Origin of the sequence: Sphingobium limneticum (assembly GCF_008710165.1) — a bacterium.
Taxonomy (GTDB): Bacteria; Pseudomonadota; Alphaproteobacteria; order Sphingomonadales; family Sphingomonadaceae; genus Sphingobium; species Sphingobium limneticum.
On record NZ_VYQA01000004.1, the window covers coordinates 194,159 to 207,049 of the forward strand.

The 12,891-nt window shown below is 64.0% G+C and carries 13 protein-coding genes; 8 read left to right on the forward strand and 5 right to left on the reverse strand.

From position 1 onward, the window contains the following. The first annotated feature begins 50 nt into the window (after positions 1-50). A complete protein-coding gene (locus F4U95_RS07395; RefSeq protein ID WP_150425171.1) occupies positions 51-1,832 on the forward strand; it encodes a sensor domain-containing diguanylate cyclase in 1,782 nt (593 codons plus the stop codon). 89 nt (positions 1,833-1,921) lie between these two features. Beyond that, positions 1,922-2,299, forward strand: a complete 378-nt coding sequence (locus F4U95_RS07400) for a MerC domain-containing protein (protein WP_120252284.1) — start codon at positions 1,922-1,924, stop codon at positions 2,297-2,299. A 39-nt stretch (positions 2,300-2,338) separates the two neighbouring features. Here F4U95_RS07400 and glpX read toward each other — a convergent pair whose 3' ends face one another. Next, positions 2,339-3,325, reverse strand: coding sequence for a class II fructose-bisphosphatase (gene glpX / locus F4U95_RS07405; protein WP_150425172.1), 987 nt, complete (start codon positions 3,323-3,325; stop codon positions 2,339-2,341). Between the two features lie 145 nt (positions 3,326-3,470). Between glpX and F4U95_RS07410 the strand changes: the two genes are divergently transcribed. Next, positions 3,471-3,905, forward strand: a complete 435-nt coding sequence (locus tag F4U95_RS07410) for a hypothetical protein (protein WP_150425263.1) — start codon at positions 3,471-3,473, stop codon at positions 3,903-3,905. An 8-nt stretch (positions 3,906-3,913) separates the two neighbouring features. On the opposite strand, the gene F4U95_RS07415 is transcribed toward F4U95_RS07410, so the two are convergent. Further along, positions 3,914-5,218: a homoserine dehydrogenase gene (locus F4U95_RS07415; protein WP_120251611.1), complete on the reverse strand. Its 1,305-nt coding sequence runs from the start codon at positions 5,216-5,218 to the stop codon at positions 3,914-3,916. A 99-nt stretch (positions 5,219-5,317) separates the two neighbouring features. Further along, positions 5,318-6,196, reverse strand: a complete 879-nt coding sequence (locus tag F4U95_RS07420) for a hypothetical protein (protein WP_170267479.1) — start codon at positions 6,194-6,196, stop codon at positions 5,318-5,320. Between the two features lie 248 nt (positions 6,197-6,444). Between F4U95_RS07420 and F4U95_RS07425 the strand changes: the two genes are divergently transcribed. From F4U95_RS07425 to F4U95_RS07445, 5 genes are all read left to right on the forward strand, one after another. Continuing rightward, the gene (locus F4U95_RS07425; RefSeq protein ID WP_120251613.1) at positions 6,445-7,107 is read left to right on the forward strand and encodes an energy transducer TonB; all 663 of its coding nucleotides are present in this window, start codon (positions 6,445-6,447) and stop codon (positions 7,105-7,107) included. 72 nt (positions 7,108-7,179) lie between these two features. Next, positions 7,180-7,932, forward strand: a complete 753-nt coding sequence (locus tag F4U95_RS07430; protein WP_172598807.1) for a MotA/TolQ/ExbB proton channel family protein — start codon at positions 7,180-7,182, stop codon at positions 7,930-7,932. 114 nt (positions 7,933-8,046) lie between these two features. Next, positions 8,047-8,532, forward strand: a complete 486-nt coding sequence (locus tag F4U95_RS07435) for an ExbD/TolR family protein (protein WP_120251615.1) — start codon at positions 8,047-8,049, stop codon at positions 8,530-8,532. 24 nt (positions 8,533-8,556) lie between these two features. Next, the gene (locus F4U95_RS07440; protein ID WP_120251616.1) at positions 8,557-8,979 is read left to right on the forward strand and encodes an ExbD/TolR family protein; all 423 of its coding nucleotides are present in this window, start codon (positions 8,557-8,559) and stop codon (positions 8,977-8,979) included. A gap of 226 nt (positions 8,980-9,205) precedes the next feature. Next, a complete protein-coding gene (locus F4U95_RS07445; RefSeq protein WP_150425173.1) occupies positions 9,206-9,535 on the forward strand; it encodes a PilZ domain-containing protein in 330 nt (109 codons plus the stop codon). Between the two features lie 120 nt (positions 9,536-9,655). Here F4U95_RS07445 and F4U95_RS07450 read toward each other — a convergent pair whose 3' ends face one another. Together F4U95_RS07450 and F4U95_RS07455 are read right to left on the reverse strand one after the other, a co-directional pair. Further along, complete coding sequence (locus tag F4U95_RS07450; RefSeq protein WP_120251618.1) at positions 9,656-11,443, reverse strand: ABC transporter transmembrane domain-containing protein; 1,788 nt, start codon at positions 11,441-11,443, stop codon at positions 9,656-9,658. A gap of 118 nt (positions 11,444-11,561) precedes the next feature. Then, on the reverse strand, positions 11,562-12,854 hold the full coding sequence (locus tag F4U95_RS07455; RefSeq protein ID WP_150425174.1) for a class I SAM-dependent methyltransferase: 1,293 nt from the start codon (positions 12,852-12,854) through the stop codon (positions 11,562-11,564). Positions 12,855-12,891: the final 37 nt, after the last annotated feature.

Sequence of the window (12,891 nt, forward strand, 5' to 3'; positions counted from 1 at the left end):
CGGCGCCTGAGAACAAATATTAAGAATGAAGGGGTAGCACCGCCCGCAACATGCCGCGTACCGCCCTCCGCCACCCCCGATCCTGGATTGCGCCGATCTCGACCGGCTGCGTCTATTTTGCGGTGGCCTCGCTGGCCCTGTCCATGTCCCGCTTCGAAGGAGGACTGGCCTTCATCTGGGCAGCCAATGCCTTCCTGATGGCGGAATTGCTGACATCGCGGACAGCGCATTGGACGCGCACCATCATCGCCTGCGGCATCGCCAGTGCGGCGGCGACAGCATGGGTCGGCATGGGGGCGATCGCGGCGTTGCCGATGGCGGCGATCAACATCCTCGAATCGCTGATCGTGGTCGTCATCTGTCGCTGGTTCGTGGCCGACAGGCTGGTCACAGGAGCGATTCGTCCGCTGGTCGTCTTCGTCATCGCGCTATGTGGCGCCGCCAATATCCTTGCCGGGCTTGGGGCCGCCTGGGTCGCGTCGACCCTGACGCCGGTGTCCTTCGCCCATGCCTTTGTCCAATGGTACACAGGCCATGTGCTGGGCGGACTGATCTGTGCACCGATCCTCATCATGGCCTTTCAGGGCGAGTTTCGCCGCTGGCTGGATGAGGCATCGATGCAGGCGCGCGTGGAGGCGGTGCTGTTGCTCGCCCTGTTTGCGTTGACGACTTTCCATGTCTTTCACTGGGCGCGCTATCCGCTGCTCTTCGCGCCGCTACTGCCGCTGGTGCTGATTGCCTTTCGCGTCGGTCATATGGGGTCGGCTCTCGCGATCATCCTGCTGGCCGCGATCGGCGGGCAGGCTACGATGGCGGGCATCGGCCCGCTGGCCTGGGTTGCCGATGGGACCGGCGAGCGCATCCAGTTCTTCCAATTCTATCTCGCGCTCAGCTTTCTGCTGTGCATGCCCGTCGCGGTCGAACTGGCGGCCCGCAAACGCCTGTTCCAGATGTTGCAGCAAAGCGAGGCGCGCTATCGGGCGATGGCCGAATATAGCGGCGACGTCGTGCTCAACATCGGCGTGGACGGCGTGATCCAATATGCATCGCCGTCGGCGACCGAGCAGATCGGTTGTGCGCCGGACCTGCTGGTCGGGCAGGAGGCCGCCAATCTGGTCGATCCACAGGATCGCGATGTCGTGATCGCCGCTTATCGGCGGGCGCTGGCGCAGCCCGGCTCGGTCCATAAGGTCGAGTTCCGGCCGCTGGTCATGGCCGACGGGCTGGAATGGTGCGAAATGGTAAGCCGCGCGATGATCGACGAGCGCGGACTGCCCAGCGGCGTCGTTAGCATGATTCGCGACATGTCGCGGCACAAGGCGCGCCAACACGCCCTTCAACAGGTGGCAGCACGCGATTCGCTGACGGGTGCGGACAGTCGCCGCGCCTTCCTTGAAAAGCTGGACCGTGAGATCGCGCGCGCCGCCATGGGCGCCCGCTCCTCACTGTTTCTGATCGACATCGACCATTTCAAGTCGGTCAACGATCGCTTCGGCCATGGCGCAGGTGACCGGGTGCTCAGCGCCTTTGTCGAACGCCTGCGCTTGGGGTTGCGCACGGGCGATAGTATCGGTCGGCTGGGGGGCGAGGAATTCGCCATTCTGCTGGCGAATAGCGACATCGATCGATCAAGCATGATGTGCGAGCGGCTGCGTGCCCTGCTGGTCGATCCGATTCTGGTCGAAGCATCTGTCGCTATCACGATCACGTTCAGTGCCGGCTTGGTCGAACTGGACGGGGCGTCCGATCGGTCCGCCATGTTGGAAGCGGCGGACAAGGCGCTTTATCGCGCGAAGCATAGCGGCCGTAACTGCCTGCGCCTCGCCGCCTGATCTTTCGGCTAGATCTGCCGCGTCTGACGGCGGAAAAATCACGATGTTATGTTGTAACTTATTATAGGTTGGCCTATGTAGCGGCGACCATGAAGTTGATTTTGCGCCATGCCCTGATGAGCGGTCGCGTCGATCGTATCGCGATCGCGTTGTCGGGTCTGTGTGTCGCCCATTGTTTCGCCACAGCGGTAATCCTGGGTCTGCTCGCATCGGCGGGCGGTATCTTCGAAAGCCCGCTCTTCCACGAAGCTGGCCTGGTACTGGCGATCCTGCTGGGCGCGGTCGCGCTCGGCCATGGCGCGCTGGTCCATGGTTATATGATGCCGGCCGCGATCGGATCGCTGGGCCTTGGCGTCATGGCAGGTGCGCTGACCATGGACCATGGGATGCAGGAAAGCGTCTATACGCTGATCGGCGTCGGCATATTGGCGTTGGGCCACGACCTCAATCATCGCGCCGGCCGTTAGCACGCGTTTGAGGGAGTCGGGCGGCTCCCTTCATCTTTTTCAGCTCTGATTCTTGTGGTCGAAGCGATGCTCGCCTTTCACCCAGCGCACCGTACCCGTGCTGGCGCGCATGACCACGCTTTCGGTGGTCAACTTGCCACCCGGCAGGCGCTTCACCCCATCGAGTAAAGATCCGTCGGTCACGCCGGTCGCCGCAAAGATGCAGTCGCCCTTCGCCAGCTCATGGAGGTCATATATCTTGTCGATATCGGTAATGCCCCATTTGCGGGCGCGCGCTTTCTCATCCTCATTACGGAACAGCAGCTTGCCCTTGAACTGACCGCCGACGCAGCGCAGCGCGGCGCAGGCCAGCACACCCTCCGGCGCGCCGCCCGACCCCATATAGATGTCGATCGTGGTTTCCGGGTCGGTCGTCGCGATCACTCCGGCGACGTCGCCGTCCGGAATCAACATGATCCCGCAGCCGATCGCCCGCAATTCGCTGATCAGCCTCTCATGTCTGGGGCGGTCGAGCACGCAGACGATGATTTCGTGCGCATCGACGCCCTTGGCCTTTGCGACGGACTCTACATTTTCGCGCACCGATTTCTTCAGGTCGATCGTGCCGTCCGGATAGCCGGGGCCGATCGCCAGCTTTTCCATATAGACGTCAGGTGCGTTGAGCAGGCCGCCTTCTTCGGAAATGGCCAGTACGGCCAACGCGTTCGGTCCGGCCTTGGCCGTGATCGTCGTGCCTTCCAGCGGATCGAGCGCGATGTCGATCTTCGGCCCGGTGCCGATCGCGCTGCCGACCTTTTCGCCGATATAGAGCATCGGCGCCTCGTCGCGTTCGCCTTCTCCGATGACGACCGTCCCGTCCATGTAGAGATCGTTGAAGGCGAGGCGCATCGCCTCCACCGCTGCGGCGTCGGCGGCTTTTTCGTCGCCCCGGCCGATCAGCCTGGACGCGGCGATGGCGGCCGCTTCGGTCACACGGACCATTTCGAGCACCAGGACACGATCTAGTGTCGAGCTTCCCTGCACCATAAACTTCCTCTGCCTTGTCTTGTGGATCGAGGCGATAGGAGTTCGCCCCCCGCTTGTCGAGCGAGGAAGGGACGAGGCCCATGATCCTCCGGGCAATGGGCAGGCAGCCATGATGCCGCCATGATTGGTTGCTTTTCTGCGCGTGATGAAGCGCTTTCTCCTTCTCTTCGCCCTGGCGGCGGCGTCGCCGTTGGCAGCCCAAGAGGCGGATGAGGACGCGTTGATGGCGACCTATCGGGCCAAGACCCAGGTGATCCGCCCGTGCGACCGCAGCGGCGGCGCGATTGTCGTGTGCGGCAATCGGGCGGAACGTAATGCGAAGGAGCGCCTGCCATTGCCGCGTGAAGCCGACAGTAGCGGGATTTTACGCGGAGACGCGCCGCGCGCATCCGCCACCCCGGCAAAACAGGGTTCCTGCGGTGTCGTTGGCGGACAGGCGGCCGGATGCGTCGGCGGCTGGAATGCCGCAAAGACGCTGGATGGAGCGATTAAGGCTGTAACGGCGATCGTCGATCCCGACGCCGATCTTGCGCTGCCGCCGCCGCTGCCCGATCGCTTCAAGGGCGCCGGGCAGCATTAGGCGCGCGTTCAGTCGAGAATGTGCATCACCATCGGGGTGTCGAGCAAGCTGTCCGATCCGGCCAGCCGCTCCAGCGTTTCGCGTACGCAGCGTTCTTCGCCGGCATGAGTGACGATCGCGACGAGCACGCCGTCGGCCTGATTTGCGCCGCGCTGGATCATGCTTTCGATCGACACGCCGGCGTCGCGGGTGGCGGCGGCGATTTCCGCCAGCACACCGGGGCGATCCTGCACCTTGAAGCGCAGATAGGCGCGGCCGATCCGCTTGCCGGCATCGGCGGTATTCTGCGGCGTCAGCGCCGCGACCGGCATGGCGAAGGCGTCGCCATATTCGTCACGCGCTACGTCGATCAGGTCGGCGACAACGGCCGATGCGGTCGGGCCGTCCCCGGCGCCGCGCCCCTGGAAGAAGAGGCGCCCGACGAAATTACCCTCCGCCACCACGGCGTTCAGCGACCCGTCGACATGGGCGAGGGGGTGGTCGAGCGGCACCAGCATCGGATGGACCCGCTGGAACAGGCCGTCGGCGCTGTTTTGTGCCATGCCGACCAGTCGGATACGGAAACCGAGCGCTGCGGCTTCGGCGATATCGGCGGCGATGACGTGGCGGATACCGGTGGTGGCGACCGCATCGAAATCCAGTTCGGTGCCAAAGGCCAGGCTGGCGAGGATGGTCAGCTTATGCGCGGCATCGACACCATCAATGTCGAAGCTGGGGTCGGCTTCGGCATAGCCCAGTTCCTGCGCTTCCTTCAGAACCTCGTCGAACCCCCGGCCTTCCTTTTCCATCGTGGTCAGGATGTAATTGCAGGTGCCGTTCAGGATGCCGTAGACGCGGCTGATCTCGTTGGCGGCGGCGCCTTCGCGCATGCCCTTGATGACCGGGATGCCGCCTGCGACCGCAGCTTCATATTTCAGTGCGATGCCGCCCTGCTCGGCGAGCCGTGCAAGGTCCAGGCCATGATGGGCCAGCATCGCCTTGTTGGCGGTGACGAAAGGCTTGCCCAATGTCAGGCATTGGCGTGCCAGGGTCAAAGCCGGGCCGTCCGCGCCGCCGATCAGTTCGACCACGACATCGACATCGTCGCGCGTGGCGAGCGTCGTCATATCGTCCACCCATTCATAGGGCGACAGGTCGACGCCGCGATCCTTGTTCCGGTCGCGCGCCGAAATGGCGACGATCTGGATAGGACAGCCGGCGCGCCGGGCGATCAGGTCGCCATTGGTTTCGAGCAGCCGAATCACCCCGCCGCCCACCGTGCCGAGGCCGACAAGCGCGACGCGCAGCGGGGCATGGCGGTGCAGATTGGTCATGGCGGTGTGTCTTCCTTCCGGCTGATGAACGCCGCGCTGATAGCCGCCCCAGCGTATCTGTCCAAGGAAAAGCGGGCACGCGCGGCGCCCGCGCCCGAATCAGCCCGGCACGCGCGTGCGCCCGCACGACCCAAGCGCGGCGATCACGACGCCATAGTCGGCACGAGCGGCCTCGGCGTCCTGCGCGGACAGGGTGCGAACCGAACGGGCGGGCAGGGTCGCGGGCAGGCTGCATGCCATTCGATACCAGAGCAGGCTGCCCGGCTCGGGCGGGCGGGCGGCCTCGTCCATGATTTCGCCCAGAGCGACCGCCCAGTGGGGGGCTTGTCCGGGGCGACGGAGAACAGAGAGTGAAACGGGATCGCCATTTTCGGTGCGCAGGAATATCTGCGTCTCGCCTTCGCCAGCGATCGTGCCAGCAACATGGAAGGCATCGCCCAGTCCGACGATGCGTGGCGGCGCGTTGGGCGCGACCAGGGCGGACAGGATGCCCTTCACCCGCTCCACGGCGGCCGGGGTGGCCGCGATTTGTGCGTCCGGGGCGGTCAATTGAATCTCCCCGGGGCGACTGCCGGGCCGGGCAAACAGGATCACCTGCGCCTTTTTGAGCTTGGGGATCTTCCCTCGGGCGTCGGTCTTTGCATCGTAAAGATAGGTTACAAGGGGACTGATTCCCGCTTCACCGCGAATCAGCCCCGTTACATCCGCCTCTACAAACAGCCTTTTATGCCCTGCCGGGACATTTCCGGCCTGATCGGGCTTTATGGCGATGATGTTGCGAATCCGCACATTGGCCACCAGCGGCGCCTTGTCAGCCAGGTCCACGATGTCGGCATAGGACAGGCCGGCCTGTCCTCCCGATGGTTGCGTTACCATCTGTGGATTTTGCGCAAAGGCCGGGAAAACCGCGGAAGATGCGGCGGAAATGAGGCAGGCCAACCCAAATCGGGCCGAGCGGGTAGCGGATTTCTTTGTCATCTTCGTCCTGTGTTTTTAGCCCGTGGCAAGGATGTCACAGGCAAGTCATTCCGATATGAAATGGTAACCGCAAATGAACAAAACGATAAAGCGTTTGCGTGCCACGATGCGCCGCGATAGGAGTTTGCGCGGTAGCAAATGAACGGACAGGGGCCAAAGGCGATTGGGATAGCCCGGTCGGCTTGGGTCGTTTTTGGCTGATTTTGTATAAACCACTGGTAAGATGAGTTAAGGAGTGTCGTTGCCGAATGGCCTATGCTGACCACTCGCAAGGATCGAGTCGGACTGTCTCGATCGTCATCGTCGCCCTGATTCACGCTGTTCTTGGCTATGCCTTCGTCACCGGTCTTGGCATGAAATATGTCAAAAAGGCGGCAGAACAGCTGAACGTGATCGACGTGAAGGAGGAACCGCCACCACCGGACGAGGAGCCGCCACCGCCGCCGCCAGACCAGCCGGTCGAGCCGCCGCCGGTCGTCGCGCCTCCGCCGATTGTGCAGACCCCGGCGCCTGCGCCACCGATTCAGACCGTTCGGACGCCCCCTCCGGTGTTCAATCCGGTCCCGGTTGCCGCACCGCCGCCACCCCCGGCCGCACCGCCGCCACCGCCTCAGGCTGCTTCGCGCGCTTCGCCGCGTAGCTCGCCGGGCAGCTGGCTCAGCGATGCCGACTATCCGAGCCGCGCGCAGCGCGAAGAACGTTCGGGTACGGCCGGTTTCCGTCTGGAAATCGGCGCAGATGGTCGCGTGACCAACTGCACCATCACGCAGTCGACCGGCCATGCCGACCTCGACGAAGCAACCTGCCGTCTGCTGCCGAAGCGTGCGCGCTTCAAGCCGGCCAAGGGTTCTGATGGTGCGGACATGCCCGACACCTACAACGGGCGTATCACCTGGCGTCTGCCGGAATAATCCTGATCGGGAAGGCGTGCGCGTGGCGCCGCCTTGCCCTAGCTTGATCTCATTGAGAGGGAAGTCTTGAACATGTTGATGTATCTCGCAGCTGCGGCTCCCAAGCCGGAAAACCCCTATGGCCTGATGGAAGCCCTGGAACAGGGCGGTACCATCGCCTGGACCGTGTTCCTCATCCTGTGCGCCATGTCGGTCGGTACTTTCTACATTCTGTTCACCAAGCTGATCGAACAGCAGAAGGTGATCAGCCAGGGCAAGAAGATCCGTGCGACCTTCTGGCGCGCCGCTTCGCTGAAGGAAGCGTCGGCCAAGCTCGAAAAGAACTCGGCCTACAAGCAGATCGTCGATGACGGCATCAAGGCCCAGGACGAGCATGGCAAGCTGAAGGATCCGGTCGAAGCCCATGACTGGCTGCACGGTTCGCTGGCTCGCTCGGAAGCCGCGATCAACTCGTCGCTGAACGGTGGCCTGGCCTTCCTCGCAACCGTCGGTTCGACCTCGCCGTTCATCGGTCTGTTCGGTACCGTTATCGGTATCTACCGCGCCCTGATCAAGATCGGCGCTGCCGGTCAGGCTTCGATCGACGCCGTTGCCGGCCCGGTCGGTGAAGCTCTGATCATGACCGCTCTGGGTCTGGCCGTGGCCGTTCCCGCAGTGCTCGCCTACAACTTCCTGCAGCGTCGTAACAAGTCGATCGCCGAACAGCTGAACGGTTTCACCGTCGACCTGCTCGCCTATCTGGTTTCGGACGGCGCCGTGAAGCCTTCGGTTGCTGCCGCTCCGGCCGCTGCTGCCAAGCCGGCTGCTGCACCGACCAAGGCCTGATTGCCTTAATACTCCGGTTCGGGAACCGGGTGGCGGCTGCGACCGCCCGGTTTCCCGCCGGACGTGGGCCTCGGTTGACGGGGCACCATCGACATAAAGGTTAGGATAGTATCAATGGCAATGAGTGCTGGCTCCGGCGGTGACGACAAGCCTTTGTCCGACATCAACACGACGCCGCTCGTCGACGTCATGCTGGTGTTGCTCATCATCTTTCTCATCGCTGTCCCGGTCGTCGTTCAGACGGTCGATCTCCAGCTTCCCAAGGTGGCTTTCGAGCCCACCACGACGAAGCCGGAAAATGTGTCGCTTTCGGTCACACAGGCCTCTGATGGCAAGTGTGCGGTGTTCTGGGGCCTGGCGCCCGTCAGCTCCAGCGAATTGCTGGATCGTGCTGTCGCCAAGCTGGAAGCAGACATCAAGAAGGCAGGCGGCGTTGAAAATATGACGCCTGAGGATCTGCCAGAAGTGCATATCCGCGGCGACATCAATACCCCCTATCGTTGCATCGGCGGCACCATCTATACGATGCAGCGCGCTGGCTTCCCGAAGGTGGGCTTCATCTCCGAGCCGGAACCCGGCACGTCGACGACCCGCCTCTGACCGGCTGATTAAGGAGATTTCGCTATGGCTATGAGCATGGGCTCCGATGATGGTGAGCCGATGATGGAAATGAACACGACGCCGTTGATCGACGTCATGCTCGTTCTCCTCATCATGTTCATCATCACCATTCCGATCCAGACCCACGCGGTGAAGATCGACCTGCCGCAGAACGCGCCGCCTACGGACAGCGTGATCGACCCGGTCAAGAACAAGGTCGCGATCGATCCGGCTGGTATCATCACCTGGAACGGTTCGCCGATCGACCTGCTGACCCTGCGTCAGTATCTGCAGCAGTCGCTGCGCCTGCCGGTCGAGCCGGAACTGCAGTTCCAGCCGAACGCCGCCACCCGTTATGTGACGGTTGACGAAGTGCTGGCGGAGATCAAGCGTGCGGGCGTGACGAAGCTGGGCTTCGTCGGCAACGAACAATATGGCAGCTTCTGATCGCTGACGTCCGGTAGCGCTCTTCCCGCGCAAGACTTCCCGGTTTTCGGGATGGCGGGCCGGGCATAAGCGATAGAAGATTGCAGATATTCAGGGGTCGCCTTCGGGCGGCCCCTTTTTTGCGTCATATGATCCAAAAGCGGTGAGTTGCGGCTGGACCGCCCCCAATTTAACCCTTTGATTACCTAGATCGCCGAAAATGGCGTGAGGACAGAGCGGTATCGATATGGGCCTGGAACGACAGACAGAATATGATCGGAAGGGCCGGGCGGCGGAGCGTCGTCATGTCCAGATCGGCGTCAAGATCCGGCGGCCGGGTGAAACCTGGTTCACCAGCCGGATCACCGATGTGTCCGTAACCGGTTTCCGCTTGCAAAGCTTCATGAAGTTGACCGTCGGCAGCGATGTGTGGATCATGCTGCCAGGCTTCGAAGGCCGGCGCGCCCGCGTGTTGTGGACCCGTGGTCCGGAATCAGGCTGTGCCTTCGAGCGGCCGCTGCATCCCGCCATCCTCGATCATATCGTTGGCCTGAACCTGACCGCCGCTGCGCGCTAGGGCATCCTGGGGTCCGCCAGAATAGTCGAGGGCTCGCCGACCATCAGCGCAAGCGAATGATCGGAGCATCGTCCGACTGAGGCCGATCAGCTGATGCTCCTAAGGCTTAGCGCGCCGGTATCAGGTTGATGCCATGTCCTGAAATTGCAGGCTGGCGAGACGGGCATAAAGACCGTCCTTGGCCACCAGCGCTGCATGGTCGCCCTGCTCGACGATGCGGCCTTCATCCATCACCAAAATGCGATCGGCGGCGCGGACCGTCGCCAGCCTGTGGGCGATGACGATGGTCGTGCGCCCCTGCATCAATCGTCCGAGTGCATCCTGCACCAGCTTTTCCGATTCGGCGTCGAGCGCGGATGTGGCTTCATCCAGCAACAGGATCGGGGCGTCACGCAGCAATGCGCGGGCGATCGAGAGACGCTGGCGCTGGCCGCCCGACAAGCGTGCGCCGCCTTCCCCCATCTGGCTGTCCAGCCCCTGGGGTAAAGCGCGCAGGAACGCCTCGGCATTGGCGGCGCGCGCGGCATCCCAAATCTGCTCGTCCGTGGCGTCCCAACGGCCATAGCGCAGATTGTCGCGGGCCGAGGCCGCGAAAATCACGCTATCCTGCGGCACCATCGCCATCATCGCGCGCAATGCAGCGGGATCGGCGTCGGGCAGGGCGACCCCATTCAGCCGCACGGTGCCGGAGGAGGGATCATAGAAGCGCAGCGCCAGCTGGATCAGCGTCGATTTGCCCGCACCTGACGGACCGACCACCGCCACCGTCTCACCTGGTGCGACGGCGAAGGAGACGCCATGGAGCGCGGCTTGATCGGGCCGGGTGGGATAATGGAAATGCACATCCTCGAAACTCAGTCGCGCGCCGTGATCGGCGGCGGGCAGGATGGCGGGATAAGCGGGCGGCAGGATGTCCGGCTCGGCCGTCATCAATTCATGCAGACGACTGGCCGCGCCGGCCCCGCGCAACAAATCGCCCCAGCTTTCCGAAAGCGATCCGAACGCGCCGGCAACCAGGCCGCCGGTCAAGACGAAGGCTGCAATGCTCCCGCCCGACAGGCGCCCAGCGGCGACGTCGAGCGCGCCCTGCCACATCACGGCGGTGATCGAGCCGAACACCAGCCCGATCACCACGGCCGTCATCAACGCCCGCAACGCGATGCGCTTGCGCGCTGTGCCAAAGCCGCTCTCCACCGTGGCGTCGAAGCGGTCGGCTTCGCGCTTTTCCTGCCCGAATGCCTGGACGATCTTCATCGCGCCCAGCACTTCGCTGGTGACGCTGCCGATGTCGGCCAGCCGATCCTGACTGGCGCGGGACAGGCCACGCACCCGGCGGCCAAGGCCGATCAGTACCAGCAGGATGACCGGGATGCCGAGGAGCAGCAATGCAGCCAGCTTGGGCGCCAGGGCGAAGAGATAGACCAGTCCGCCTATGCCGGTGACAAGGTTGCGCAGCGCGACGGAGACGGTGGAGCCGACAACCTGTTCGACGATGGCGGTATCGGCGGTCATGCGTGACGCGATTTCCGAGGGGCGATTTTCCTCGAAGAAGCGCGGCGCCTGTCGCAGCAGATTGGCCTGGGTGGCGCTGCGGATATCGGCGATGACCCGTTCGCCCAGCCAGGACACGAAATAGAAGCGCAGCGCCGTCGCCACTGCCAGCACCACCACGATCATCAGCAGATATTCGAACCAGCGGCTGATGTCGCCGCCGCCCATGAACCCGCGATCGATGACGAGGCGAAAGCCGCTGGGGATGCCCAGCGTCGCGGCGGAGGAGACGATCAACGCCAGCAGCGCACCGGCGATACGGCCGGGATAGCGGCGGGCGAACTGCCACAGCATCGTCAGGCTACCAAGGGCAGGTCGCGCGTCGGCGCGGGCGATGGTTTGCGGGGCATCCTCCATGGATGCGGCGCTTAAAGGGATTTCGCGGGATAGGAAATATCCGACCGGCGCGAAATCGCTTCAAGCATGGAAAATAGCACGGCCGGCTGCATCCGAATACCGCCTCCTGCCAGCCGGTTCAGCTATCCCGCGCAATTTCCCCTGCCAATTGCATCACGCGGCGGGCATCGGCCTGACCCGTCAACGCATAGGCCATGCTGCCCGCTTCCCAATAGGCGACGGTATCGCCCTGCCGCTGGGCCATCAAGGGCGTCGCTTCCGCCGGGGTTTCGGCGCGGTCGGCGAAGAAGGAGAGTTCCTCCCCCTGCGGCGTCACCATCGACATGGCGATGGCCGGGCTGTCGGCCGTGGGGAAGAGCTGGACATCGGTGACACGCCATCCGGCCGGCAGGGGGGGCAGGACGATGCCGGTCGACCGTTCGATCTCTTGGGCGTTGAGGTGGGCACTTTCGATCTGCGAGGCCATGCCCTGCCGCAACAGCCCGGCCCGGCGAGAGGCGGCGGCTTCGTCCAGGAAGCTGCTTGCCTGCGCGCTCTGCGGAAATTCGCCCAGTTCGCCGCGCGCGATCCAGCCGGTGGCGATAAGGGCGGCGATGGCGGCGGCGCGGCCCATATGGCGCCAGGTGCGACCGGCCTCATTATCGTTGGCGACCGGCAGGCTGGTGTCGCGGCGACGGCCGACCAACGTGCCCTTGGTCCCATCCTTCATCAGGCGGAAGTCGATATGCGGCCAGCGCTTGCGCCAGCGCCGCGCGACCAGCCGTTCGCCGGGGCGTGCGGCATCGTCCAGCAGCACCACCCCATTGGGGGAGAGGCGGGCGAACAGGCTGTCGGCCGCCCCGCGCACCAGCGGATGCACGCTCCAGGGCGGACCGTCGATGATGATGAGGTCGATCCGTTCGGGCAATTGGTCCAGCGCATACCAGCGGCCGGGCCAGTCGGCGCTTTCATGGGTCAGCGGCGCATGACGGATATCGACGTCCAGCGCATGGTCGGCCAGCCATTGGCGCGTCGCGTCGACGAAGCCGCCATGCTGGTCGAAACTGTGGAGCCGACCGCCGCCATGAATTTGCAGCGCGCGCGCGGCGATCAGGGAGGATGCGCCGGCGCCCAGTTCCACCACATGGGTCGGCCGAAGCCGGGCGATTTCCCACACGATATGGCGCAGGAATCCGACATCCGCCTTCCAGCTGCCCAGATGAGGCAGGGCATCATGGGCCAGGCCCAGTTCGTCCAGCAAGGCCCGCTTGTCCGCCGGCCGGCCGCCCGACAGGCTGGCGAGCAGCCAGGGCCAGCCGATCGCGCCGAAAGCAAGGCGCCAGGCCATGTCGGACAGGCGGCGCGGCAGGGCGCTGCTGTCGGGCAGCGTCTCGCTCAGGGGCAGGAGGCCGGTCAGGTCACGGGATGTCACGGGAAAAGCTCTTTCTTCTGCAAAGGCATGGCTATGG